This window comes from Mesorhizobium sp. B2-3-11, assembly GCF_006442215.1.
Lineage (GTDB): Bacteria > Pseudomonadota > Alphaproteobacteria > Rhizobiales > Rhizobiaceae > Mesorhizobium > Mesorhizobium salmacidum.
The window spans coordinates 121,406-145,022 of the sequence record NZ_VFVS01000014.1 but is presented as its reverse complement, the minus strand read 5'-3'; the positions used below and the strand labels follow the sequence as shown (position 1 = coordinate 145,022).

General features: G+C 63.1%; 23 protein-coding genes and 1 riboswitch. Of the genes, 6 read left to right on the top strand and 17 right to left on the bottom strand.

Annotated elements, in window-relative coordinates; all coding sequences use genetic code 11:
• Positions 1 to 74: 74 nt before the first annotated feature.
• Complete coding sequence (locus FJ960_RS19680) at positions 75 to 1,166, bottom strand: 2'-deoxycytidine 5'-triphosphate deaminase (RefSeq protein WP_140507736.1); 1,092 nt, start codon at positions 1,164 to 1,166, stop codon at positions 75 to 77.
• A gap of 140 nt (positions 1,167 to 1,306) precedes the next feature.
• A riboswitch (SAM riboswitch) is annotated at positions 1,307 to 1,384 on the top strand.
• A 56-nt stretch (positions 1,385 to 1,440) separates the two neighbouring features.
• Here FJ960_RS19680 and FJ960_RS19675 point away from each other — a divergent pair.
• Entirely contained in the window at positions 1,441 to 2,631 is a 1,191-nt protein-coding gene (locus FJ960_RS19675; RefSeq protein WP_140507551.1) for an O-succinylhomoserine sulfhydrylase, read from the top strand.
• A gap of 27 nt (positions 2,632 to 2,658) precedes the next feature.
• Here the strand turns inward: FJ960_RS19675 and FJ960_RS19670 are convergent, their stop codons facing one another.
• Positions 2,659 to 3,810: a ceramide glucosyltransferase gene (locus FJ960_RS19670; RefSeq protein WP_140716189.1), complete on the bottom strand. Its 1,152-nt coding sequence runs from the start codon at positions 3,808 to 3,810 to the stop codon at positions 2,659 to 2,661.
• Between the two features lie 219 nt (positions 3,811 to 4,029).
• On the opposite strand from FJ960_RS19670, the gene apaG reads away from it, so the two are divergent.
• Entirely contained in the window at positions 4,030 to 4,422 is a 393-nt protein-coding gene (gene apaG / locus FJ960_RS19665) for a Co2+/Mg2+ efflux protein ApaG (RefSeq protein ID WP_027146773.1), read from the top strand.
• A 74-nt stretch (positions 4,423 to 4,496) separates the two neighbouring features.
• On the opposite strand, the gene FJ960_RS19660 is transcribed toward apaG, so the two are convergent.
• From FJ960_RS19660 to FJ960_RS19650, 3 genes are all read right to left on the bottom strand, one after another.
• Complete coding sequence (locus FJ960_RS19660) at positions 4,497 to 5,528, bottom strand: Hsp33 family molecular chaperone (protein WP_140716187.1); 1,032 nt, start codon at positions 5,526 to 5,528, stop codon at positions 4,497 to 4,499.
• 130 nt (positions 5,529 to 5,658) lie between these two features.
• A complete protein-coding gene (gene argF / locus FJ960_RS19655; protein WP_140507557.1) occupies positions 5,659 to 6,570 on the bottom strand; it encodes an ornithine carbamoyltransferase in 912 nt (303 codons plus the stop codon).
• Between the two features lie 16 nt (positions 6,571 to 6,586).
• Positions 6,587 to 7,786, bottom strand: a complete 1,200-nt coding sequence (locus FJ960_RS19650; RefSeq protein ID WP_140716185.1) for an aspartate aminotransferase family protein — start codon at positions 7,784 to 7,786, stop codon at positions 6,587 to 6,589.
• 356 nt (positions 7,787 to 8,142) lie between these two features.
• Between FJ960_RS19650 and FJ960_RS19645 the strand changes: the two genes are divergently transcribed.
• A complete protein-coding gene (locus FJ960_RS19645; RefSeq protein WP_140716183.1) occupies positions 8,143 to 8,661 on the top strand; it encodes a GcrA family cell cycle regulator in 519 nt (172 codons plus the stop codon).
• Between the two features lie 104 nt (positions 8,662 to 8,765).
• On the opposite strand, the gene FJ960_RS19640 is transcribed toward FJ960_RS19645, so the two are convergent.
• From FJ960_RS19640 to FJ960_RS19630, 3 genes are all read right to left on the bottom strand, one after another.
• Positions 8,766 to 9,773, bottom strand: a complete 1,008-nt coding sequence (locus FJ960_RS19640) for a magnesium and cobalt transport protein CorA (RefSeq protein WP_140716181.1) — start codon at positions 9,771 to 9,773, stop codon at positions 8,766 to 8,768.
• Positions 9,774 to 9,870: 97 nt separating this feature from the next.
• Positions 9,871 to 10,596, bottom strand: coding sequence for a phosphate signaling complex protein PhoU (gene phoU, locus FJ960_RS19635; protein WP_140507564.1), 726 nt, complete (start codon positions 10,594 to 10,596; stop codon positions 9,871 to 9,873).
• Positions 10,597 to 10,712: 116 nt separating this feature from the next.
• Positions 10,713 to 11,978: an ATP-binding protein gene (locus tag FJ960_RS19630; protein ID WP_140716179.1), complete on the bottom strand. Its 1,266-nt coding sequence runs from the start codon at positions 11,976 to 11,978 to the stop codon at positions 10,713 to 10,715.
• Between the two features lie 156 nt (positions 11,979 to 12,134).
• Here FJ960_RS19630 and ppk2 point away from each other — a divergent pair, with 156 nt between their 5' ends.
• Positions 12,135 to 13,043 carry a polyphosphate kinase 2 gene (gene ppk2, locus FJ960_RS19625; protein WP_140716177.1) on the top strand — a complete coding sequence of 303 codons (909 nt, stop codon included), beginning with the start codon at positions 12,135 to 12,137 and terminating at the stop codon, positions 13,041 to 13,043.
• A gap of 167 nt (positions 13,044 to 13,210) precedes the next feature.
• On the opposite strand, the gene FJ960_RS19620 is transcribed toward ppk2, so the two are convergent.
• The 3 genes from FJ960_RS19620 to FJ960_RS19610 all read right to left on the bottom strand — a co-directional run bounded on the left by FJ960_RS19620 (position 13,211) and on the right by FJ960_RS19610 (position 15,425).
• Complete coding sequence (locus FJ960_RS19620; protein WP_140716175.1) at positions 13,211 to 13,960, bottom strand: enoyl-CoA hydratase-related protein; 750 nt, start codon at positions 13,958 to 13,960, stop codon at positions 13,211 to 13,213.
• A complete protein-coding gene (locus FJ960_RS19615; RefSeq protein ID WP_140716173.1) occupies positions 13,957 to 14,595 on the bottom strand; it encodes an acyl-homoserine-lactone synthase in 639 nt (212 codons plus the stop codon). The genes FJ960_RS19620 and FJ960_RS19615 overlap by 4 nt, the downstream gene beginning before the upstream one ends.
• A gap of 98 nt (positions 14,596 to 14,693) precedes the next feature.
• Positions 14,694 to 15,425, bottom strand: coding sequence for a LuxR family transcriptional regulator (locus FJ960_RS19610; RefSeq protein WP_140716171.1), 732 nt, complete (start codon positions 15,423 to 15,425; stop codon positions 14,694 to 14,696).
• Positions 15,426 to 15,710: 285 nt separating this feature from the next.
• On the opposite strand from FJ960_RS19610, the gene FJ960_RS19605 reads away from it, so the two are divergent.
• Positions 15,711 to 16,535 (top strand): transporter substrate-binding domain-containing protein, encoded by an 825-nt coding sequence (locus FJ960_RS19605; RefSeq protein WP_246672879.1) that lies wholly within the window; start codon positions 15,711 to 15,713, stop codon positions 16,533 to 16,535.
• A gap of 78 nt (positions 16,536 to 16,613) precedes the next feature.
• On the opposite strand, the gene FJ960_RS19600 is transcribed toward FJ960_RS19605, so the two are convergent.
• Positions 16,614 to 17,027, bottom strand: a complete 414-nt coding sequence (locus FJ960_RS19600) for a tellurite resistance TerB family protein (RefSeq protein ID WP_140507575.1) — start codon at positions 17,025 to 17,027, stop codon at positions 16,614 to 16,616.
• Between the two features lie 158 nt (positions 17,028 to 17,185).
• Here FJ960_RS19600 and FJ960_RS19595 point away from each other — a divergent pair, with 158 nt between their 5' ends.
• Positions 17,186 to 18,832 (top strand): lysine--tRNA ligase, encoded by a 1,647-nt coding sequence (locus FJ960_RS19595; RefSeq protein WP_140507577.1) that lies wholly within the window; start codon positions 17,186 to 17,188, stop codon positions 18,830 to 18,832.
• Here the strand turns inward: FJ960_RS19595 and FJ960_RS19590 are convergent.
• From FJ960_RS19590 to FJ960_RS19570, 5 genes are all read right to left on the bottom strand, one after another.
• Positions 18,798 to 19,649 (bottom strand): thermonuclease family protein, encoded by an 852-nt coding sequence (locus FJ960_RS19590; protein WP_348642362.1) that lies wholly within the window; start codon positions 19,647 to 19,649, stop codon positions 18,798 to 18,800. The two genes, FJ960_RS19595 and FJ960_RS19590, sit on opposite strands and share 35 nt — an antisense overlap.
• 9 nt (positions 19,650 to 19,658) lie before the next feature.
• The gene (locus tag FJ960_RS19585; protein WP_140507580.1) at positions 19,659 to 20,294 is read right to left on the bottom strand and encodes a helix-turn-helix transcriptional regulator; all 636 of its coding nucleotides are present in this window, start codon (positions 20,292 to 20,294) and stop codon (positions 19,659 to 19,661) included.
• A gap of 138 nt (positions 20,295 to 20,432) precedes the next feature.
• A complete protein-coding gene (locus FJ960_RS19580) occupies positions 20,433 to 20,738 on the bottom strand; it encodes a hypothetical protein (RefSeq protein ID WP_140507581.1) in 306 nt (101 codons plus the stop codon).
• A 99-nt stretch (positions 20,739 to 20,837) separates the two neighbouring features.
• A complete protein-coding gene (locus FJ960_RS19575) occupies positions 20,838 to 21,380 on the bottom strand; it encodes a thioesterase family protein (protein WP_140716165.1) in 543 nt (180 codons plus the stop codon).
• 9 nt (positions 21,381 to 21,389) lie between these two features.
• Positions 21,390 to 23,609 (bottom strand): 3-hydroxyacyl-CoA dehydrogenase NAD-binding domain-containing protein, encoded by a 2,220-nt coding sequence (locus tag FJ960_RS19570; RefSeq protein ID WP_140716163.1) that lies wholly within the window; start codon positions 23,607 to 23,609, stop codon positions 21,390 to 21,392.
• Positions 23,610 to 23,617 lie beyond the last annotated feature (8 nt).

The following is a 23,617-nucleotide window of genomic DNA, read 5'->3' as shown; positions in this document are numbered from 1 at the left end:
CGAAGGGCGGGCGAGGCCATTTCGACCTCAAAAAGCTTGCCCGTGGGCAAGCATCGGCCGGTGATAATGGGAGTTCAGCGCGGGCGGAAATGTTTGGACAGCTTCAGGCCTTGTGCCTGATAGTTCGAGCCGAGATCGGTCCCGTAAAGCGCCTGCGGGCGCTTTAGCATGTGTTCGTAGACCAGCCGGCCGACAATCTGGCCATGATCGAGGATGAACGGCACTTCGTGGCTACGCACTTCGAGCACCGCGCGGCTGCCGGTGCCGCCGGCCGCCGAATGGCCGAACCCCGGATCGAAAAATCCGGCATAGTGGACACGGAACTCGCCGACCAGCGGATCGAAGGGCGTCATCTCGGCGGCGTAGAGCGGCGGCACATGCACCGCCTCCTGGCTGACGAGGATGTAGAACTCGTCGGGATCGAGCACCAGTTCGCCGGCGCCGCTCTTGTGGATCGGCTCCCAGAAGTCGAGGACATCCTGGGCGGCACGCTTGTCGACATCGATGAGGCCAGTGTGGTGCTTGCCGCGATAGCCTACCAGCCCATCCTTGTCGCCGTTGAGATCAATCGACAGCGCGATGCCGCCTCCGGAAATGTTTGGCGGCTCGGTGGCGACCAGCATCTCGGCGCTGTGCAATTCATGCAGTTCGGCTTCTGAAAGCAGCGCGTTGCCGGTGCGAAAGCGGATTTGAGACAGGCGCGAACCGGTGCGCGCAACGATCGGGAAGGTGCGCGGGCTGACTTCGAGATAGAGCGGACCGTTGTAGCCGGCGGCGATCTTGTCGAACTCGTGGCCACGGTCGGTCATGACGCGGGTGAAGATGTCGAGGCGACCGGTCGAGCTCTTTGGATTGGCCGAGGCCGAAATGTCGGCCGGCAGGGCCAGGCTTTCGAGCAGCGGCACGATATAGACGCAGCCGGTTTCGAGAACCGCGCCTTCGGCCAGATTAATCTCGTGCAGCTGCAGCCGATCGAGCTTTTCCGAGACCTTGTGGTTGGGACCGGGCAGGAACGAGGCCCGCACCCGCCAGGCCTTTTCGCCCAATCTGAGATCAAGACTAGCCGGCTGGATCTGGTCGGCATCAAGCGCACGCGGCGACTTCAGCGCGCCGGACTGGAACAGCGCCGAAATGTCCTGATCGGGAAGAATGCCTGTCTGCCGCAAAGTCTGGCTCCGCCCCAAGACTGGTCTCCTTTGTTGCAGGTTCTTGCCGCAAAACCGCTGGGCACTTTGCGGAACCTGCCTTGGTACAAACCTCTTAATGAAGCCGGCAATTGACGCAAGCGTGGCGCGGGTCTAAAGGGTCGTTATCCCGTGGTGATTTGGCCGGTCGGCTTGCAGCCACGTTAAACAAGTCGCTAAAGGACCGTCGGGCCGCAAGGCCGTATGGACCGGTTGCGACTTTCGCGGCCGGTTTTTTTGTGTCTGGAACAAAGCGATGAGCACCAAGAAGCGCAACTGGAAACCTCAGACGGCACTCGTGCATGGCGGAACCCTGCGTTCCGGCTTCGGCGAAACCTCCGAGGCGATGTATCTGACCCAGGGCTATGTCTACAAGACCGCCCAGGCGGCGGAAGCCCGCTTCAAGGGCGAAGAGCCTGGCTTCATCTATTCGCGTTACGCCAACCCGACCGTCGACATGTTCGAAAAACGCATGTGCGCGCTGGAAGGCGCCGAGGACGCGCGCGCCACGGCGTCGGGCATGGCGGCGGTGACGGCGGCGCTGCTGTGCAGCGTCAAGGCCGGCGACCATATAGTGGCGGCGCGCGCGCTGTTCGGCTCCTGCCGCTGGGTGGTCGAGACGCTGGCGCCGCGCTATGGCATCGAGGCGACTTTGGTCGACGGCACCGACATTGCCAATTGGGAAAAGGCGGTCAGGCCGAACACCAAGCTGTTCTTCCTGGAAAGCCCGACCAATCCGACGCTGGAAGTCGTCGACATCGCGGCCGTTGCCTCGCTTGCCAACTCGATCGGCGCGCGGCTTGTCGTCGACAACGTCTTCGCTACGCCGCTGCAGCAGAAGCCGTTGCAGCTTGGCGCGCACATCGTCGTCTACTCGGCCACCAAGCACATTGACGGCCAGGGCCGCTGTCTGGGCGGTGTCATACTATCGGACAAGAAGTGGATCGACGAAAACCTGCACGACTATTTCCGCCACACCGGCCCCAGCCTGTCGCCGTTTAATGCCTGGACCTTGCTGAAGGGCCTCGAGACGCTGCCGCTGCGCGTGCGCCAGCAGACGGAAAGCGCCGGCAGGATCGCCGACTTCCTGGCCGAGCAGCCGCAGATCGCTCGCGTCATCTATCCCGGCCGCGCCGACCACCCGCAGGCTGATATCGTCAAGAAGCAGATGTCGGGCGGCTCGACGCTGATTTGCCTCGACGTCAAGGGTGGCAAGCCGGCGGCCTTCGCCCTGCAGAACGCCCTCGACATCGTGCTGATCTCGAACAATCTCGGCGATGCCAAGAGCCTGATCACCCATCCCGCGACGACGACGCACAAGAATTTGAGCGACGAGGCCCGCGCCGAACTCGGCATCGGGCCTGGCACGCTCAGGCTGTCTGTCGGCCTGGAGGACGCCGACGACCTGCTGGAAGACATCGCGCAGGCTTTGCAGGCCGCTAGATAAGCTGCTTAGGAGCGTCGTCCGCGGCGATCAGGCGCGCGACGGCGTCTCCTCCAATTCGGCCGCCTTGGTGCGGATGGTCATGGCATTGCCGCGCCAGTCGACGGCGCCGCCGAGCCAGCCGCGCGCCCAGATGGACGGGAGCATCACGTCGCGCGCGATCATCGCCGCGACCATGCGCGGCGACAGATGCCAGCCCTTGGACAAGGCCAGCGCGCATTCCGGAAGGTAGAAGGCCGCCAACATGGCAATCGCGGTTGCCCAGAGGCTGACGCCCGCGCTCGCCGCCGCAACCAGCGCCAGCGCGAGAGGCACCGCTGCGCCGGTCAGGAGTTCCGGCGCGAAGAACAGCGGAAAGGTGACGCGGCGCAGGCGCGCCCAGCGGGCCTGGCGCGACCAGATCTCGCCAACGGTACGCTGGCCGAGCGGCTGCTCGAAGGGCGCCGCTACGAGATTGACGCGCAGGCCGAGGCCGTTGACCAGCTTGGTGGCGGCGGCGTCCTCGGCGATCTCGGCGGCCAGCGCGCGAATGCCGCCATTGGCGTTCAGCATCGGCTTGTTCCACAGCATGCTCTTGCCCTGGGCAAAGCCGAGGCCGAGCGCCTCGCCGGCATACTGCCAGCGGGCCTGCAATGTGTTGAGGAAGGCGCATTCGACATCGGCCCAGAAACCCTCGGGTCGCGAACCGATCGGCGTCGAGCAGACAAGACCGGTGTCGGGCCGCCATGCCGCCATCATGTGCTCGACATAGTCCCTCGGCATCAAGACGTTGGAATCGGCAAGGATGACCCAGTTGTGGCGCGCCGCTTCCCAGCCCTTGACGCAATTGTTGAGCTTTGGATTGGCGCTGACACGGTCATCGCCAATCAGCAGCCGGGCCGGCACCTTGGAAAACCGGGCAATCGCCCTGTTTATCAGTTTGACCACCGGGTCGTCCGCATGGGCGACGCAGAAGATCAGCTCATAATGTGGCCAGTCGAGCGCGAAGGCGCGTTCCAGCGTTTCATGCGTGAATGCCTCGACGCCACGCGACGGGACGACGATCGATACCGGTTGCGACTTGCCGGCGGGCGGGGCGATCGTGCCGCGCCGTTTCAGCCGTGAGGCGGCGAGCGAAATGCTGGCGGCGTTTGAGAGGATGAGAGCGGTCGAAAGCGAGGCGGCTATGAAGGTGAGTTCCATCGAGATCTGGTCACTCCGGAAAGGCGGCCCGCATCATGGCCGTTTTCAACAGTTCGACAGAGCGCCGAGTCGCCCGGTTCGTGCACACCACCATTGTCGTGTGTCACCTAAATGACATTCTTTGTCGGCACCTGCGCTTCAAGGCCGGGCGCGACAAGACGCGCACGTTGACCTTGTCACCGGGAGCGTCGAAAATCGTCGGATTGTTTGGAGCCGCTCATGTACCGCGCCGTGACGCGCAACATCGAAGTGCAGGTCAGGCCGTTCTATCTCGAGGACCGTTCGGATCCCTCGGAGAACCGCTATGTCTGGGGCTATCAGATAACGATCGACAACCAGTCGGACGAGTTCGTGCAGTTGTTGTCGCGCTACTGGCACATCACCGATGGTGCTGGCCGGGTCGAGGAAGTGCGCGGGCCGGGCGTTGTCGGCGACCAGCCGGAGCTCAATCCCGGCGACAGCTATCAATATACGTCCGGCTGCCCGCTCTCGACACCGTCCGGGATCATGGTCGGACGCTACACGATGCGCAACAAGCGCGGCGAGACGTTCGACATCGCAATCCCCGCCTTCTCGCTCGATCTGCCGGGGACAAGGCGCACGGTGAACTGAGCACCGGCGGTCGCGCTGCCCCTCATCCGCCTGCCGGCACCTTCTCCCCGTGAACGGGGAGAAGGAAAGATAGCTCACTGAGCCGCAAATTCCGCCGGATCGAAGTCGTACCGCGTCGAGCAGAACTCGCAGGCGACGTGGATGCCGCCATCCTCGGTGCTGTCCTTGATCTCCTGCGCGGAGAAGCCTTCGAGGATGCCGCGGATCTTGTCCCGGGAGCATGAGCACTGATCGGCGACGGGAACGCCGCCGAAGACGCGCACGCCATGCTCGTGGAACAAGCGATAGAGCAGCCGCTCGGCGCCGATGGTCGGGTCGATCAATTCGGTCGGCTCGATGGTGCCGAGCAAGGCCAACAACTCCTGCCAGGAATTGTCTGTCGGATCATGGATCTCCTCGCGCGGATCGCCATCCCCACCCGGCAGGTCCGGAATGCGCATGCGCTCGGGCGATTGCGGCAGGAACTGCGCCAGGATGCCGCCGGCGCGCCACTGCTCGCGCGCACCGCCGACACCGGGCGTCAGCAGCTTGGCGACCGAGAGCCTTAGGTCGGTCGGGATCTGTTCCGACTGGCGGAAATAGGTGCGCGCCGCCTCTTCCAGCGTCTCGCCGTCGAGCTGGACGATACCCTGATAGCGCTGCGTATGGGCGCCCTGGTCGATGGTCAGTGCCAGCACGCCGCTGCCAAGCAGCGTTTGCTGCGAGGTCTCGCCGGCCGCGATCAGTGCCTCCAGCCGGGCGGCGTCGAAACGCGCATAGGCGCGCAGCGCCGAGGGCGTGGAAAAGTCCGCGACCAGCATGTCGACAGGCCCATCGGTACGGGTCTGCAGGATGAACTTGCCTTCGAACTTGAGCGAGGTGCCGAGCAGCACCGTCAGCACACAGGCTTCCGCCAGCAGGCGGGCGACCGGCTCGGGATAGTCGTGGCGGCCAAGGATGGCGTCGAGCATCGGCCCGAGCTGGACCGTGCGGCCACGCACGTCGAGCGGACCGACTTCGAAGGGAACGACGTGATCGTCGCCGGCGTAGCCGAACTCGCCGAGTTTGGGGTGATGTTCAGTCACTTGATGGCTTTCCAACATGACAAAGCTCCAGGGCGCGGCCATGGGGCCCTGGTGGGCACATGCGTCCAAACGCGCTTGATTTGCGTGATGCGGCGCAGATAAGCATCGCGCCTCCGCAGATCAAGCGCCTGGGCATTTCAGGCGCCCAGGCATTTCGGGCGCCCAAGACACTTCAAGCACCGAGGCACCAGGCGAGCACGGCCTTCTGGGCGTGGAGCCGGTTCTCGGCCTCGTCGAACACCACCGAATGCGGCCCGTCGATGACCTCGTCGGTCACCTCCTCGCCGCGGTGGGCCGGCAGGCAATGCATGAACAGGGCATCGGGCTTTGCCCTGGCCATCAGCGCTGCGTTGACCTGATAGGGCGAGAAGACATTGTGGCCGCGAGCACGGTGTTCCTGGCCCATCGACACCCAGCAGTCGGTGACGATGCAGTCGGCCTGGTCGACGGCTTCCTCGGGCGAGCGGGTGAAATGCAGCTTGCCGCCATGCGCCTTGGACCAGTCGATATGCTTCTGCGCCGGTTCGCTGCCTTCGGGCACGGCGACGTTGAGATTGAAGCGGAACCGTGCCGAGGCCTCGAGCAGCGAGTGCAGCACATTGTTGCCGTCGCCGGTCCAGGCGATCGTCTTGCCAGCCACCGGCCCGCGATGCTCCTCGAAAGTCATGATGTCGGCCATCAGCTGGCAGGGATGGGTGTCGTCGGTCAGGCCGTTGATCACCGGAACGGTCGCGTTCTCGGTCAGCTCCAGCAGCCGCTCATGCGAGGTGGTGCGGATCATGATCGCATCGACGTAGCGCGACAGCACCTTGGCGGTATCGGCGATGGTCTCGGAGCGGCCTAGCTGCATCTCGGTGCCGGTCAACATGATGGTCTCGCCGCCAAGCTGGCGCATGCCGACGTCGAAAGAAACGCGCGTGCGCGTCGATGGTTTGTCGAAGATCATCGCGAGCACCTTGCCTTCGAGCGGCTTGGTCCGTTCACCGGCCTTGAGACGCGCCTTTCGCGTCACCGCGTCATCCAGCATGAAGCGCAAATCGCCTTCGGAAACGGTGGAAAGATCAGTGAAATGGCGGACTGACATCAGGAATGGTTCCGGATTACTTCGCGGCAGCGGAGGCCATGGCCTCCGACAGGCCCTTGGCGCCAGCGCGGATGCGGTTGAGCGCTTCGTGAATCTCGGCATCGATGACGGTGAGCGGTGGCAGCAGTCGGATGACGTTGTCGCCGGCCGGAACGGCCAGCAAATGCTGGTCGCGCAGCGCCATGTTCACCTTGCCGTTGGGCATCGCGCATTTGAGGCCGAGCATCAGCCCGGTGCCCCTGATATCCTCGACTATTTCGGGGAATTCGTCAGCTATTGACGCAAGCCCCTGCTTCATCAGCAGCGCCTTGCGCTGGACATCCTCGAGAAAGCCATCTTCCAGCACCACGTCGAGCACGGCGTTGCCGACCGCCATTGCCAGCGGATTGCCGCCGAATGTGGTGCCGTGCACGCCGGCGGTCATGCCGACGGCTGCCTCGTCGGTGGCAAGGCAGGCGCCCATCGGGAAACCGCCGCCAATGCCCTTGGCGATGGCCATGATGTCGGGCGTCACACCCGACCACTCATGCGCGAACAGCTTGCCGGTACGGCCGATGCCGCACTGGACCTCGTCATAGATCAACAACAGGCCGTGCTGTTCGCAGAGCTGCCGCAGCCGCTTCAGCGACTGTGTCGGCACCGGACGGATACCGCCCTCGCCTTGCACCGGCTCGATCAGGATCGCGGCGGTCTCCGGCGTGATCGCCTTTTCAGCGGCGTCGATGTCGTCGAAACCGACCTGGTCGAAGCCTTCGACCTTGGGTCCGAAGCCTTCAAGGTATTTGTACTGGCCGCCAGCCGCGATGGTCGCCAGCGTGCGGCCATGGAAGGCGCCTTCGAAGGTGATGACGCGGAAGCGCTCGGGATGGCCCTTGACGAAGTGGTAGCGCCGCGCCGTCTTGATCGCGCATTCCAGCGCCTCGGCGCCGGAATTGGTGAAGAACACCTTGTCAGCGAAGGTGGCATCAGCCAGCCGCTCGCCAAGCCTGCTCTGCCCCGGGATTTCATAGAGATTGGAGACGTGCCAGAGTTTCGCCGCCTGTTCGGTGAGGGCCGCGACCAGATGCGGATGGCCGTGGCCAAGCGAATTGACCGCGATACCGCCGGCGAAATCGAGATATCGCTCGCCCTTGTCGGTAATCAGCCAGGTGCCTTCCCCATGGTCGAAGGCCAGGGGTGCGCGAGCAAAGGTCTCGTAAAGCGCCGAACCGCTCATTATATGCGTCTCCGGTACCGGAAAATCAAAAAAGCCGCCAAAGCGGCGGCCTTCTGCGGCTTATCGTGTTTTTCGGCCATGAAGTCAACGAAAACGTCGCGTAGTGGCGCGCGGCAAGCCCCCTGACGCAACGCCGGCTCATGAGCGACCGGGCAAGTTGGGGAAAACCGAAAAAACCGATTCGTGTTGCACTTGGGACTCTTGTCACCGAGTCAGCGCATAGAGTAGTTGTAGTCGAGAAATAACTAGATTTCGTGCGGCGGACCTAATCACCAGATATATGTGGTGTCTGCCCCAGCAGTTGTGCTGGGTCGGGAATGGATTCTGATTGCCGCACGCTTATGAGGAGCGCGGTCATGAACTGGACTGACGAGCGGGTAGAACTCTTGAGAAAACTGTGGTCGGAGGGTCTGAGCGCAAGCCAGATTGCTGCGCAGCTTGGAGGGGTCAGCCGCAACGCGGTCATCGGCAAGGTGCACCGGCTGAAACTGTCGGGCCGCGGTCGCGCGACGGCGTCGCCGGCACGCCAGAAGAAGGCGACGCAGGGATCGACCGTCCAGAAGTCGGTGGCGCGCGCCGCGAGCACGGCACGCCATGTCACGACTTCGATCGGCGCGACGGCCCTTCAGACGCAATTCGATGCCGAACCCGTGGCGCGGCACTACATCCGCCCGGTCGAGAACGTCGTGGTGCCGATCTCACGGCATCTGCAGCTCGTCGAACTGACAGAGCGCACCTGCAAATGGCCGAACGGCGATCCGCTTTCGGAGGACTTCAATTTCTGCGGCAACGAAGCCGCTGACACCGGTCCCTACTGCAAATACCATGCCCGCGTGGCGTTCCAGCCAGCGGCGGAGCGGCGGCGGAATCGCTGAGCGAATAGCGAATAGCGAATAGCGAATAGACAGTGATTGAGCTTCCGCGAGGGGGCAATGCGGTTTTTCCCCTAATCGCTACTCCCTATTCGCTATTCGCTCTTTTACAGCCACCCATTCTTCCTGAACCGCCAATACAGGAAGCAGCAGATCAGCGCGATCATGGCCAGCACCATCGGGTAGCCATATTCCATCTTCAGCTCCGGCATGTCGGTAAAGTTCATGCCGTAGATGCCCGCGAATGCGGTTGGCACCGCCAGGATGGCCGCCCAGGAGGCGAGTTTCTTGGAGATCGCCGTTTCCTGGCTTTGACCGACCAGAAGACTGGCCTCGAAGGCGAAGGCCAGCACCTCGCGCAGGCTGTCGATCTTCTCCTGGACGGTACGGATGTGATCCGTCACGTCGCGGAACAGCGGGTGCATGGCCGAATGGATCTGTGGCAGGTCGGCGCTGGTCAGCCGGCGGCAGACTTCCACCAGGGGCAATGCCGCGTTGCGCAGACGCAGGAGGTCGCGGCGCAGCATGTAGAGGCGTTCGATGTCGGGGCCGGTCATCGGCTTCAGCAGGACCTTGTCCTCGATCGCCTCGACCTCGTCCTCGATCTGCTCGAGCACGGGCATGTAGTTGTCGACGATGAAGTCGAGAATGGCATAGAGGACGAAATCCTCGCCCTTGGCCAGCGAATGCGGGCAGCTTTCCCAGTGCTGGCGTACGGCGGCATAAGATGTGGAAGGACCGTGCCTGACGCTGACGATGTAGCCTGAGCCGACAAACAGATGTGTCTCGCCGAAGGTGACGCGCCCTTCGATCAATTGCGCCGTGCGAGCGACGATGAACAATGCATCGCCATATTGCTCGACCTTTGGCCGCTGGTGCGGGTGCTCGGCATCTTCGATCGCCAGCTCATGCAGATGAAACTGCGCCTTGACGCGCAACAGAAGTTCGCGGTCGGGTTCAAGCAGCCCGATCCAGACGACATGTCCCGATTTCTTGGCCCAATCGCCGGCTTCCTCGATGGGAATATCGGCGATACGGTGCCCGGCGGTGTAGACACCACAGGCGATGATGCCCGATGTCAGCGGCGAGGGCTTGAATTCCCGGACATATTCCATCGCGGCCTCCCGAAAGCGTTGCCTTCCCTAGGGAACCGGCAAGCTTATCTCGGGATAGTTTAGCGCAATATGATCAAGCGTTCGAGAGGAGGTGCGTTCACTTCACCGGCAGCGCCGCGGGGAGGCCGATCTTGTCCGTCTTGTCGCTCTTCGGCCGCTCGGCCGGCATCTGGTCGCCGGTGACGATGTAGTAGATGGTCTCGGCGATGTTGGTGGCGTGATCGCCGATACGCTCGATGTTCTTGGCGCAGAACAGCAGATGCGTACAGGGCGTGATGTTGCGCGGATCTTCCATCATGTAGGTCAGCAATTCGCGAAACAGCGACGTGTACATGGCATCGATCTGGTCGTCACGGTCGCGCACGAAGCCGATCTTGTCGACCGAACGCGACGCATAGACGTCGAGGACTTCCTTCAGCTGGGTCAGCGCCAGGTTGGCCAACGCCTCCAGGCCGCGGAAAAGGCTGGTCGGCTGACGGCCGTCGGTGACGGCGACCACCCGTTTGGCAACGTTCTTTCCGAGGTCGCCGACCCGCTCGAGGTCGGCCGAGATGCGGATGGCGCCGACGATCTCGCGCAGGTCCGTCGCCATCGGCTGGCGCTTGGCGATGATGATGATCGCCTTGTCGTCGATCTCACGCTGCCCCTCATCCAGCACGATGTCGTCGCGAATGACCTTCTGGGCCAATCCCGGATCGGCATTGACCAAGGCGGCGACCGCCTGCTCGACCATGCGCTCGGCATGGCCGCCCATCGCTGCGATGCGCTTGGCGAGATATTTCAGTTCCTCGTCAAAGGCGCTCATTGTGTGAACGGACTGCATGGACGAAATGCCTTCCCACGGGGTGTCTTGATCTTGAGTCGTTTCCTCGAATCCCCGCTGATACGCTAACCGGATGACAGAAAAAAGAAACGGTCCAGTGGGAAACTAGGGCAGTATCAGTGCGCCGGCAAATGGACCGAGAAGGCGGCGCCCTTGCCGACCTCGGACTTGATCGTCAGCCTGGCATTGTGACGCGTCAGGATGTGCTTGACGATCGACAAGCCAAGTCCCGTGCCTTTCTGGGTCCGGCTGGTCTCGACATCGATGCGATAGAAGCGCTCGGTGATGCGCGGGATATGCTCCTCGGGAATGCCGGGGCCAAAATCCCTGATCGTCACGTCGATGCCTGGTTCGGAACCATCATCGCCACGCGCGATCGACACCACGACGCGGCCGCCCGACCGGCCGTATTTGCAGGCATTTTCCAAAAGGTTCTCGAAGACCTGGAACAACTCGTCGCGATCACCCGGCACATCGAGCGACCCCTCGGCGAAATCGCGTTCGATGGCGACATTGTTTTCTCGGGCGAGCGGTCCGAGCGAATCGATGACGCTGTCGACGGTCTGGCGCAGATCGACTTCGGTTCCCGGCTTCAGATAGGGCTTCATCTCCAGCCGCGACAGCGACAGGAGATCATCGATCAGTCGCGCCATGCGGCCGGTCTGGTTCTGCATGATCTGGAGGAACTGCTCGCGCGCCGCCGGATCGTTGCGGGCCGGTCCGCGCAGCGTTTCGATGAAGCCAGCGATCGAGGCCAGCGGGGTGCGCAACTCGTGACTGGCATTGGCGATGAAGTCGGCGCGCATGCGGTCTATGCGCCGTGCCTCGCTCTGGTCCTTGAAGACCAGCACATAGAGGTCGGTGCCATGCCCGACCGAGGACGCGCTGACCCGGTAGGCCCGTTCGACGGGAAGTTTCTCGGTATAGTCGACAAAATCCGAGGCGACGGTGCCCGACAGAACACTGTCCAGCAGCGCCTGCATTTCCGGCGCCCGGAATTTCAGCGGCAGCGATATGCCGGGCGCGATGCCTCCAAAGGCGGCAAAAGCGGCGGCGTTGGCGTGGACGATGGTGGCGGCCTGGTCGAAGATGATGAGCGGATCGGCGACGGCGGCCGCGAGATATTCGCCGGACAGGCGCTGCAAGCCCATCGCTTCGATTGCCCCGGCGCTCTCGGCGGAATGGCGCGCAGCTGTAACCGGCAATAGTGCCGCCGCTAGCAGCAGGAGCAGCGCCGGTACCAGCACGTAGGCGGAAATACCCGCGAAGCCATAGGCGATCAGGACCGCCACGACACCGGCCGCGAGCAGCCAGCGGCTGGTCCACAGCCGGGCGGCGATCGCTTGCCCCATGCCTTTCTGCTCTGCGCCCAGGTCAGTCATTCGCGCGCCCAGCCTCCACCGGTCACACGGCGGCGAAAACTTCCGCTGGACCGCAAATCAAAAGTGCTACAGCGTCCTTTGCGCGCCCAAATGGACGCGCGGCGCTGTAGTGGCTCCCAATAGCATGAGTCCAGACACTTAAAAGGGTTCGTCTGCATGAATAAGGCCAAGGAAAATTCCGCCTCGCCAACTTCAGGTCCGCTGAAAATCCGGATCGGCGGCAAGGAACGGGAGTTCGATATCGAGAATCCCGAGCTTCCGGACTGGGTCGAGGAGAACAAGCTGACCGCGGGCGGGTATCCCTACGACAAGAAGATGAAAGCCGAGGAGTACGACGATACGCTCGAGCAGTTGCAGATCGAGCTGGTCAAAGCGCAAGCATGGCTGCAGGCGACCGGCAAGCGGGCGATGGCGCTGTTTGAGGGGCGTGACGCCGCCGGCAAGGGCGGCACGATCTTCGTGCTGCGCCAGTACCTCAACCCGCGCACGGCGCGCAACGTCGCGCTGACCAAGCCAACCCCGACGGAGCTGGGGCAATGGTATTATCAGCGCTATGCCGACCATTTCCCGACGTCGGGCGAATTCGTCACCTTCGACCGCTCATGGTACAACCGCGCCGGCGTCGAGCCGGTGATGGGTTTTTGCACCCCAGAACAGCACCAGAAGTTTCTCGACGAGACGCCGCATTTCGAACGAATGATCGTCAATGACGGCATCCATTTCTTCAAATTCTGGCTGAACATCGGCCAGGAGACGCAGCTCGAGCGCTTCCACGATCGCCGCTACAGCCCCCTCAAGAGCTGGAAATTCTCGCCGATCGACATTGCCGGCATCACCAAGTGGGACGACTACACCAAGGCGCGCGACAGTATGTTCGAGCGCACCCACAAGGAGTTCGCGCCATGGATCATCGTGCGGGCCAACGACAAGCGCCGCGCGCGGCTGGCAGTGATGCGTCGCATCCTCCTGTCGCTGCCCTATGAGGGACGCGATCTCGATATCATCGGCAAGGAAGACAGGAAGATCATCGGCGAAGGGCCGTCATTCCTGGGTAAGCAGGACTGACGCTTTTTTGGCGCCGCGCAGCCAAAGGCGGCGCGGCGCAATTGATGAAGGCCCTTGATCCGGCTCTACAGCATGTCGCGGCGAATGGGATTCGCCCGACCTGCTGTAAGCTTCTGATTTATGCATGTCGTTATCCCGGAACCGAGGACACTTCCGGGCGACATGCATTAGGCCGCCAGGCGTGCGATCCGCTGCAACCGTCGCAGCGTGGCGTCGTCCTGCAGCGCCTGCTGGAACAGCGATATCTCCTCATCGATGCGCTCGCAAAGCGCGGTGGTGTTGCCCTTGAGCAGGCCGCGCGTCTGCAACAACGCCGCAACCGGCTTCTTGGCGAGCTGCCTGGCCCGGCCGAGCGTCGCCTCCTCGACGCTGCCTTCCGGGACGATCTCGGCGACTAGGCCGAGCGCCCTGGCATCTTCGGCACGAAGCGTGTCGCCGAGGCAGAAGAAGCGGAAGGCACCGGCATAGCCGAGCTTCTGCGGCGCCAGGATGCTGGTCGCCGCGTCGGGCACCAGGCCGAAATCGACGAACGGCACCCGGAACGTGCTTTTTTCTGACGCGATCACCATGTCGCAATGGAACAGGATGGTGCAGCCGACGCCGACGGCATCGCCGTCGACACAGGCCAGGATGGGCTTTGGAAACGTTGCCAGCATGCGGAACATGTCGGTGACGGCGGCGATCAGCTTCTGATGCTTGGTGGCGTCCAGGAATTCGGAAAAGTCGCCGCCAAGACAGAAGCAGCCCGCCAGGCCGCGCAGCACGACGACCCGCACCTCTTCGTTCTCGGCGGCTTCCTGAAACGTCCTGGCAAGGCTCTCATAGGCCCTCCTGTCGAGCACCGGCCGGCCGTCATTCGACGACACGGTGACGATCAGCGCATGGTTGCGCAGTTCGGGTTGTGGGTGCGCGTTCATGACGCCCTCCTTTGGCCGAGCATGTCGGGATATCCCCTGGCCAGGACGGGTGCATGATGATTGCGGCGCGAACGCACCACGTCCAGCGTGTGCTCGTTGAAGGTGAGCAGCGTCGCCACGACCTGCTGGTTGCCATAGGTGCGCTGATAGCCAAGCGGCGTCGCCAGGAAGTGCAGTTGCAATGCGCGCAGCACCCACATCGGCTCGAACTCGATGATGACCTTGTCGATGCCGCGCTTGAGACCCCACTCGACGAAACCGGCTATCAATTCCGTGCCGACCGTCGAGACGCCGCGCCGGCCATCGCGAAAACCCGGAGCCACCGCATAGCGGGTCAACTCCCAGATGTTGGGGCCCGCCGGTGGCGTTCCTTCGGAGAGATCGGTCAACACCTCGGTCAGCAGATGCGGCCGTGTGGTCGGCAACATCCTCTGATAGCCCGCGACTTCATCGCCCCTGATGACGATCTGATGCACCGCCTCGTCATGATCGAACTGGTCGACCTCAAAACCGTCGGGGCGCCGCAGGTCCTCCCATCCCATTTCCTCGACGAATATCCGGTAGCGCAGCCGATGGACGGCCTCCCAGAGGTCGGGGCGTTCCATCAATTCCTTGGTCGAAAGACAAAAAAGCATTCCGTAGTCTCCTGTGTTTCAGGGGAAGATACGGCCGTGCTTCGATGCGAAAATTGCGTGATCACGTAGGCAAGAAGTTCTAGGCCTGCACGGCCGACCTAGCTAATGTATCCGCGCCTTATCGCCTCGGCGACTGCCTGCACCCGGTTGACGGCACCGAGTTTGCTTTTGGCGTTAAGAAGATGTTTCTCCGACGTGTGTTCGGAGATGCCGAGGATTTGCGAAATCTCCCATTCGGACTTGCCGACCGCGGCCCATTGCAGGCACTCGCGTTCGCGCGGCGTCAGTTCGATGTGATCGATGGTCGTGGCCGCCATGGTGTGAAGCTGCATGGCGCGGCCAATGGCATAGGTCGAGACCAGCGAGACCAGGCCGAATTCGGCCGCCGACAGTTCCACGGCCTCGCCACCCAGCGACACCATGACGATTTCGCCATCGAGCGTGATCAGCGGGAAGGCCAGCCCGTCGCGCAGCTTGAAGGCGCCGGCGTCGCCCATTACTTCGCCACTGCTCTTGTCGATGCGAACGCCCTGGGCGGCTTCCCGCCACTGGAACGGCGCCTGCAGCTGTTTCATGTGACTGACGACGGGATCGTGATCGACATAGTTGCGCGTCACATAGCGCTCGAGCCATTCGACCGGCCAGTCGCAAAGCAGCACATGCTGCTTTTGCTGCCCCGTCGGCGTGCCCGGCCGCGGAACGGTTCCGGCCATCAGCGCGGTCAGGCCGAACTCCGATGTTACGCCTAACAGTTTCTCGCATACCGCGGCCGCCGTTGCGGCGTGCTGCAGCTGGTCTATGTATTCCAGCGTCCGATCGAACTGACTCATCGCAACATCAACCCCATGTTGCCTTATGCATTGAAGCCCATGGTCCACGCCATGCCGGCGCTTCGCCACCGACCAGGAATTGCAAAGCGCCCCCTTCCGGTTGTGGTTCTCGACCCTGGTACCCCCACCAGGGCAGCCACCGCTGTTTGCAAACCCACCAAATCATATCCCGAAATCGAAGCGTTGAAATCAAAAAGCATTGTGCCTGTACCATTTTCATACCAAAACCGGCACGAGCACGGTGCGGGGAGTTCTATCGTGGCGTTCCAATGGAGGTTCCAGGTCCTGGCAGCGGCGCTCATCGCGGCACTGGTTTTGGTTCCCGGAGCGCGCGCGACGGAGCCGCAGGTACCGGTGCTCTGGGACGCCAAGGAGCGGCTGCCCAAGCCAGACCTTTCGGCACTGCCGCGGCTGCGGTTCCTGACGACCACGGATTTTCCGCCCTTCAATTTCCTCGATGGTTCGGGAAAGCTGTCCGGTTTCCACATCGACCTGGCGCGGGCCATCTGCGCGGAACTCGATATCGTCGACAGGTGCCAGATCCAGGCCTTGCCCTGGGCGGAGCTTCAAGGCGCGCTCGAGAAAGGCGAGGGCGAGGCGATCATCGCCGGCATTGCCGCAACGCCGCAGTCACGACAGACATACGCCTTCTCGCGCGCCTACCTGCAATTCCCGGCGCGCTTCATTATGCCGAAGAACAAGGCGCTGGCGGAACCGATCTTCGACAAGTTGCACGGCAAGCGCGTCGGCGTGATATCAGGCTCGGCGCATGAACGCATGCTGCGTGACTATTTCGGCACGGTCCAGGTCGTCCCCTTCGACAGACCGGAAGCCCTCTACGGCGACCTCAAGGCCGGCAAGATCGACGCTGCCTTCGGCGATGGCATGCGATTCGCCTTCTGGCTGGGCGGCTCCGATGCCGCCGGCTGCTGCCGCTTTGCCGGCGGCCCCTACCTGGCGCCCGAATATCTGGGCACCGGCATGGCCATTGCCACGCGAGCGGACAATCCGGCGCTGGCCGCGGCGCTCGATTACGCGTTGCAGGAGATTTCGATGAAAGGCACCTTCGCCGAATTCTACCTGCGCTATTTCCCGGTCAGTTTCTTCTGATCCGATCCGGTCAGTTTCTTCTAAGCACAGCCGATGTTCAGGTGACTTGAACCCCAACAGTCCTGGTTCAGACAGATGTCAGGTGAGCGTGCGAAGCCTTGCCTTCGCCGCACGGCCGATCGCAGCGACGGTCAACGTGTCGAGATCGAGCTGACGACGGATCAGCTGCAGCACGCGCACCTCTTCCAGCCGCATCTCCAGATCGACGGCGGCGACCTCGAAGGCGGCTGCGTAGGCAGTGTCGCGCAACCGCTCCGGCAGCGCCTCCGCAACCTGGGTCAGGACACCTTCCAGCCCATCCTTCTCTTGCAGCATCTTCTGGCAGGCTTGGGCCACGGCAACCAGCCGATCCTGCCTGAAATCCTCGAACACCGGCCACGAGCGGACGACATCGCCGATCCTGGCCAGTTCGACGTCGGTCATGTCCCGGTCGGAGGCCGAAGTGATGACCATAAGATAGATCAGGGCTTCGTGGGGGGTGGGCGACGGCATTCTTTACTCCTTGAACGGGTTCCGAAGGTAGGAAGGTGAGCCCGAGGCCGCAAGGAAAAAGCGCCCCACGCGTTGACGCTCCGGCCACGCGCGCCTAGAGACCGGTTGAAAATCGACACTTGCAGCCAGAGCGGCGAATAATTTTGGAAAACAGGACCATGGCGGGATCAAACATCATCGATCTCAATCCCGAACTGCTGACGGCCGCGGTCGAGAGCAAGGCATGGCCGTTCGAGGAAGCCAAAAAGATCATCGAACGCTACAAGGGCGCCGACTTTCCAGAATCGATCCTGTTCGAAACCGGCTATGGGCCGTCGGGCCTGCCGCATATCGGCACGTTCGGCGAAGTGGCGCGCACATCGATGGTGCGTCATGCGTTCCGCGTGCTGACGCAGGACAAGGTCGCGACCAAGCTGCTGTGTTTTTCGGACGACATGGACGGCATGCGCAAGATACCCGACAGCGTGCCGGATCGCGCAGCGCTCGAGCCGTATCTGCACAAGCCGCTGTCGTCGGTGCCCAATCCGTTTGACGGCGACTATGCGAGCTTCGCCGACCACAACAATGCGATGCTCTGCCGCTTCCTCGACACGTTCGGCTTCGACTACGAATTCGCCAGCGCGACGCAGTACTACAAGGCCGGCCGTTTCGATGCGATGCTGTTGCGCGCCGCCGAACGCTACGACCAGATCATGGCGGTCATGCTGCCGACGCTTGGGCCGGAGCGGCAGGCGACCTACAGCCCCTTCCTGCCCATCTCGCCGAAGAGCGGGCGCGTGCTCTACGTTCCCATGAAGCATGTGGACGCCAAGGCCGGCACCATCACCTTCGACGATGAAGGCACCGAAACCACGCTGCCGGTCACCGGCGGCAGGGTGAAGCTGCAGTGGAAGCCGGATTTCGGCATGCGCTGGGCGGCCCTCGGCGTCGACTTCGAGATGTTCGGCAAGGATCACCAGACCAATGCGGTGGTCTATGACCGCATCTGCAACATCCTGGGCGGGCGGGCGCCGGAGCATTTCGTCTACGAGCTGTTCCTCGACGAGAACGGCCAGAAGATCTCCAAGTCGAAGGGCAATGGCCTGACGATCGACGAATGGCTGACCTATGCGCCGACCGAGAGCCTGGGGCTCTACATGTACCAGCGGCCGCGGCAGGCCAAGAAGCTCTATTTCGACGTCATCCCGCGGGCCGTGGACGAATATTACACCTTCCTCGCCGCATACTCGCGTCAGGACTGGAAGGAGCGGCTGGGCAACCCGGTCTGGCATATGCATGACGGCAATCCGCCCGCCATCGACATGCCGGTGCCCTTCTCGTTGCTGCTCAACCTGGTCAGCGCCTCCAATGCGCAGAACAAGGATGTGCTGTGGGGCTTCATCTCGCGCCACGTGCAGGGCGTGACGCCTGCCACCCATCCCGAGCTCGACCGGCTGACGGGCTATGCGATCCGCTATTTCGACGATTTCGTGAAGCCGACGAAGACCTTTCGACCGGCCGACGAGGTCGAGCGCGAAGCGCTGCTGGCTCTCGAAAAGGCTCTTGGCGACTTGCCGGCGGGCGCCAGCGGCGAGGCGATCCAGAACGCTTCGCTCAACGTGGCGCGCAAGATCGAACGCTACCAGGATCATTCCAAGCAGAGCCCGGAAGGCGGCCCCGGCGTTTCAGGCGCCTTCTTCCAGATGATCTATCAGGTGCTGATCGGCCAGGAACGCGGCCCACGCTTCGGATCCTTCGCCGCCCTCTATGGCGTCACCGAGACCCGCTCCCTCATTCAGAAGGCGTTGGCTGGTCAGCTGGCTTGAGGACGCCGTGGTCCTCTTCCAGGATCGAACCCGGCGCCTGAGGCGCTGGGGCGGGTGCGCCCGGCGCCGCTGAGATGCCGGCAAGGTTCGGCGCCGATCCGAAAATGCCTTTCTTCGCGCTTTGTGCTTTGTCACCCGCTTCCACATAGGGCCCGCCCTTGGCGGCGCGCGCCCAGCCGTTTTCGACCAGCCATTGACCGACATCCTGCTTGCCGATCCGGCACTCCGCCGCGATCCGGGCGCGACCACCTTCCGGCGGCACCGTGCAGACCACGGCGCGACCGCGCAGGAAGGCGCGGAACGCCGTGCGGGCACGGACACCGCACGGCCAGGATTTGCCATCGGTGGTGCAGGTCTCGTCCTGCCCGACGACATCGATGCCGGAAACGGCGACCGAATAGCCTTTCGCCTCGATCAGGCCGGCGGCCGGGGCGACCGGCTGGAACAGCTTTGTGCCGTTCCAGTCGTCGGGCATCTTCGGCTTGGGCGGCACGGCGAGCGCCAGCTTGCTCAACGGCTCGCGCGGCTCGACCCGCTCGAGCTCTCCGGCGGGCAATTCCGGCGGCGCGACGACCTGCGGATCGATCGCCCGCGAATGCGCTGCGGGTTTTGGCGGCTGCGGAGCAGCTATGGCTGAGGTGGCAGGTTCTTCTGGTACCGTCCCGGTGTCAGCCCGCGGGATCGTATCGGCGCCGGGATCGATCTGATCCACCGCAACAGTGCTTGCGCTGCCTTTCAGCGTGCGTCCGCCGGCAACGACCAGCGCCGCCATTATCGGAACCATCAGAACCGCCAGGACAAGATGAGGAAGTCGCACCCGCTGCACCTATTGGCTTGCCCAGACGATCCGCGCCACCCATTCGACCTCGCGCATGGGGATGTCGCGATCCGGATGCTCCGGATTGAGCGAGACCAGCTCGATCGACTTGACGGTCTGGCGTTCGAGCACCTTGGCCATCACCTCGCCTGATGTGGTCTTGACGACGACGCGATCGCCCTTGCGGGTGGCGGCGCCCGGCTCGACGATGAGCACGTCACCGTTGCGGTAGAGCGGCAGCATGGAATCCCCTTGCACCTGCAGCGCATAGGAACTCTCGGTCGATTGCGCAGGCAATTCGACGAGATCCCAGCCCTGCCCGGCGGGAAAGCCGGCATCGTCGAAGAAGCCGCCGGCGCCTGCCTGGGCAAAGCCGAGCAACGGCACGGCGCGCCGGCTGGCCGGCGATGCGCCCCGGCCTTCGATCAGTCCCGTGAATTCGTCCAGCGAAGCGCCCGTGGCCTCGATGATCTTGGCCAGCGATTCGGTCGAAGGCCAGCGCGGCCGGCCGTCGGACGAGAGGCGTTTCGATTTGTTGAAGGCGGTCGAATCAAGTCCCGCGCGCCTTGCCAGACCCGAAGCCGAAAGCGAATAGCGCTCGGCAAGAGCATCGATGGCAGCCCAGACGCGGTCGTGCGAGAGCATGACGTGCTCTCCTTCGAAACAGGAAAAAATGCCTCTCCCTGTCTAACGCGCAACCGCTGCGTTGTCCACCAGCGCGGCCGGTGGATCACGAACAAAGCTGTGTGCCGCAACGACGGCACAGTGTCATGGCCGAAGCCGCTATCCGGCCAATGCCGCCATCGCCCTCGGCAAACCCTTCTTGAGCTCGTCGACGTTCATCACCGGGATCAAATCGACGGTGGCATTGAAGGCGAAGAAGAACCGCTCGGCGACATAGGGCATATCCGAACTGTCCTTTACCTCTAGGAAAAGGTAGGCCGTCCGCCAACCACCGTCAGCGGTAAAATAAGCAGCCTCCGGCTTGAGATCGGACAGGGTGTGCTCGATGAACTTGCCCATGCTGCCGTCCTTGATCGCTTTGTTGCCTTCCTCGGCCGGGATGGAAACTCTCAGCATCATACGCATGATGATTAATCCTCCGCCAACTCCATGTTAGCGATACCTAATGTACCATCCGCGCCTGGCTTGGGAAAGTCGATCGAACCCTGGCCGCCGACGGGTTGATCAGGTCCGTTTGGCCAGGCCGCGCAGTCCCTGGTGCGACGTCATGAAGATGCGTTCTGCCTCGGTCGGTGGCCGCGGGTTCACCGCACGGCCAAGTGCGGCGACTACCTCGTCAATGTCGAGGAAGCGGCGCGCCTGGCGGTCATAGACGCCGGCCGTCGTCAGGATCAGGGCGGCCGTCTCGCCATCGTCGAGGACGAAGCGGTGCTTGCCGATGACCTGGGTGCCTTCCCAGGTCTCGATCGAGGACACCACTTCGAAGCGGCGCCACAGCCGGATCTCGCGGGCGTAGACGGCCTGCAACCCGCCCATCATCGGCGCCCAGCCATTCTTCCTCGCCAGCGTGATGAGACCGGCACGGACAAACAGATCGATGCGGCCAAGGTCGGCCAGCATCATGTAGCGCGCATTGTTGAGATGGATGTTGAAGTCGATGTCGGTCGGCAGGCAGCGAAAGGCCAGCCGGCCTTCGCCGCCTATGAGATAGGGACCACGCCTGCGCGCCGTGGCCAGCATGCGCGCCATGCGCGCCCAGACGTACATGACGCTATGTCAGGCTGCCTGCTTCACATCGCCCTTCGCATGGGGATCGAAGCGTTCGTAGAAGGTCTTACCTTTCTCGGCCATGTCGATGAGCAGCTTGGGCGCCTTGAACTCGGCGCCATACTTCTTCTGCAGGCCCTTGGCGATCTTGAGGAATTGCTTGGCGCCGATCCCGTCAATGTAGGACAGCGCGCCACCGGTATAGGGTGCGAAGCCGAAGGCAAGGATCGAGCCGACATCGGCCTCGCGCGGGTCGGTGACGATACCCTCTTCCATCACGCGTGCCGCTTCGAGCGCGATGGTGACCAGCAGGCGCTGCTGCAGCTCCTCATAGTCGACCTTCTCGGCCGCGAGCTGCGGATAGAGGTCCTTCAACCCCGGCCACAGCTTCTTCTTCGCGGGCTTGGCCGGATAGTCGTAAAAACCCTTGCCGTTCTTGCGGCCGAAGCGGCCGTGGTCGTCGACCATGGTGTTGATCAGCGCCATCTGCCTGGGGTCGACGGCCTTGTCGCCGAGATCCCTGATGGTCTGCTTCATGATCCTCTGGGCGAGGTCGATGGCCGTCTCGTCGGTCAGCGCCAAGGGACCGACCGGCATGCCGGCGGCCTTCGCCGCGTTCTCGATCATCGGCGCGGGCACGCCTTCGATCAGCATCTTGTAGGCTTCCGACATGTAGCGCAGGACGCAGCGGTTGACATAGAAGCCGCGCGTGTCGTTGACGACGATCGGCGTCTTCTTGATGGCGCGCACGAAGTCGATCGCGGTCGCCAGCGCCTTGTCGCCGGTCTTCTTGCCGAGGATGATCTCGACCAGCATCATCTTGTCGACCGGTGAGAAGAAGTGGATGCCGATGAAATTCTTCGGCCGCGCCGAATTCTTGGCCAGGCCGGTGATCGGAATGGTCGAGGTGTTGGAGGCAAAGATCGCCGACGACTTCAGCACGGCCTCCGCCTGTTCGGTGGCGTTCTTCTTGACGGCGGAATCCTCGAACACGGCTTCCACCACGAGATCGCAGCCGGCGAGGTCTGCATAGTCTGCCGTCGGCGTGATCAGCGACAGGAGCTTGTCCTTCTCCTCGGGCCTGGCGCGACCCTTCTTGACCTGATCCGAGATCAGGCTGTCGGAATGCGCCTTGCCCTTTGCGGCCGCCTCCATATCCCGGTCGAGCAGCACCACCGGAATGCCGGCCTTGGCGGTGACATAGGCGATGCCCGCGCCCATGAAGCCGGCGCCGAGGATACCGATCTTCTTGAACCTGGTGTCCGGCACGCCGGCCGGGCGGCGCGCGCCCTTGTTCAGCTCCTGCAGCGACACGAACAGCGAGCGGATCATCGCCGCCGCCTCCTTGCTCTGCATGATCTCGGTGAAATAGCGCTGCTCGATCCTAAGCGCGGTGTCGAAGGGCACCAGCAGGCCTTCATAGACGCATTTCAGGATCGCGGCGGCGGCCGGGTAATTGCCATGGGTCTCGCGGCGCAGGATGGCGATGGCCGGCGGCCACAGATTGGCGCCGGCCGCCGAATAGATCGGCCCGCCGGGCAGCTTGAAACCCTTCTCGTCCCACGGCGCCACCGGCTTGAGGCCGTTCCTGATCATCGCCTTCGCGGTCTCGATCAGCTTCGCCGGTTCGGCGATCTCGTGGATCAGGCCCATCGCCTTCGCCTTCTGCGGCGACAGGGTCTGGCCGGAGGTCAGCATCTGCAACGCCTGTTGCTGGTCGGTCAGCCGCGGCACGCGCTGGGTGCCGCCGGCACCGGGGAAGATGCCGATCTTGACCTCGGGGAGCGCCATCTTGACCTTGTCGGAGTCGGCGGCGACGCGGCCATGGCAGGCGAGCGACATTTCGAAGGCGCCGCCCATGCATGTGCCGTTGATCGCCGAGACCCATGGCTTGCCGCAGGTTTCCAGCTTGCGGAACAGGCCGGTCATGATGCCGGCATTGTCGAACAGCGCCCTGGTCGCTTTCTCGACATCCCTGACCTTGTCAGTGGCGAAGCTGGTCAGCATCCTCTGCAGCAAGGTGATGTCGGCGCCACCGGAGAAAGTGTCCTTGCCGGAGGTGATCACCGCGCCTTTGATGGCGGCATCGCCGGCCACCTTGTCCACGATGGCGTTCAACTCGCGCATCACCTCTTCGGTGAAGACGTTCATCGAGCGGTCCGGGCTGTTCCAGGTGACCAGCGCGATGCCATCGGCGTCGATGTCGAGGGTGAAATTGGCGTAGCTCATCGTTCTCT

Excerpts from the sequence above, each read along its gene's own strand:
- FJ960_RS19675 (WP_140507551.1), top strand. The coding sequence starts at position 1,441 with ATGAGCACCAAGAAGCGCAACTGGAAACCTCAGACGGCACTCGTGCAT.
- FJ960_RS19670 (WP_140716189.1), bottom strand. The coding sequence starts at position 3,810 with ATGGAACTCACCTTCATAGCCGCCTCGCTTTCGACCGCTCTCATCCTC.
- apaG (WP_027146773.1), top strand. The coding sequence starts at position 4,030 with ATGTACCGCGCCGTGACGCGCAACATCGAAGTGCAGGTCAGGCCGTTC.
- FJ960_RS19660 (WP_140716187.1), bottom strand. The coding sequence starts at position 5,528 with ATGGCCGCGCCCTGGAGCTTTGTCATGTTGGAAAGCCATCAAGTGACT.
- argF (WP_140507557.1), bottom strand. The coding sequence starts at position 6,570 with ATGTCAGTCCGCCATTTCACTGATCTTTCCACCGTTTCCGAAGGCGAT.
- FJ960_RS19650 (WP_140716185.1), bottom strand. The coding sequence starts at position 7,786 with ATGAGCGGTTCGGCGCTTTACGAGACCTTTGCTCGCGCACCCCTGGCC.
- FJ960_RS19645 (WP_140716183.1), top strand. The coding sequence starts at position 8,143 with ATGAACTGGACTGACGAGCGGGTAGAACTCTTGAGAAAACTGTGGTCG.
- FJ960_RS19640 (WP_140716181.1), bottom strand. The coding sequence starts at position 9,773 with ATGGAATATGTCCGGGAATTCAAGCCCTCGCCGCTGACATCGGGCATC.
- phoU (WP_140507564.1), bottom strand. The coding sequence starts at position 10,596 with ATGCAGTCCGTTCACACAATGAGCGCCTTTGACGAGGAACTGAAATAT.
- FJ960_RS19630 (WP_140716179.1), bottom strand. The coding sequence starts at position 11,978 with ATGACTGACCTGGGCGCAGAGCAGAAAGGCATGGGGCAAGCGATCGCC.
- ppk2 (WP_140716177.1), top strand. The coding sequence starts at position 12,135 with ATGAATAAGGCCAAGGAAAATTCCGCCTCGCCAACTTCAGGTCCGCTG.
- FJ960_RS19620 (WP_140716175.1), bottom strand. The coding sequence starts at position 13,960 with ATGAACGCGCACCCACAACCCGAACTGCGCAACCATGCGCTGATCGTC.
- FJ960_RS19615 (WP_140716173.1), bottom strand. The coding sequence starts at position 14,595 with ATGCTTTTTTGTCTTTCGACCAAGGAATTGATGGAACGCCCCGACCTC.
- FJ960_RS19610 (WP_140716171.1), bottom strand. The coding sequence starts at position 15,425 with ATGAGTCAGTTCGATCGGACGCTGGAATACATAGACCAGCTGCAGCAC.
- FJ960_RS19600 (WP_140507575.1), bottom strand. The coding sequence starts at position 17,027 with ATGCCGTCGCCCACCCCCCACGAAGCCCTGATCTATCTTATGGTCATC.
- FJ960_RS19595 (WP_140507577.1), top strand. The coding sequence starts at position 17,186 with ATGGCGGGATCAAACATCATCGATCTCAATCCCGAACTGCTGACGGCC.
- FJ960_RS19585 (WP_140507580.1), bottom strand. The coding sequence starts at position 20,294 with ATGCTCTCGCACGACCGCGTCTGGGCTGCCATCGATGCTCTTGCCGAG.
- FJ960_RS19580 (WP_140507581.1), bottom strand. The coding sequence starts at position 20,738 with ATGCGTATGATGCTGAGAGTTTCCATCCCGGCCGAGGAAGGCAACAAA.
- FJ960_RS19575 (WP_140716165.1), bottom strand. The coding sequence starts at position 21,380 with ATGTACGTCTGGGCGCGCATGGCGCGCATGCTGGCCACGGCGCGCAGG.
- FJ960_RS19570 (WP_140716163.1), bottom strand. The coding sequence starts at position 23,609 with ATGAGCTACGCCAATTTCACCCTCGACATCGACGCCGATGGCATCGCG.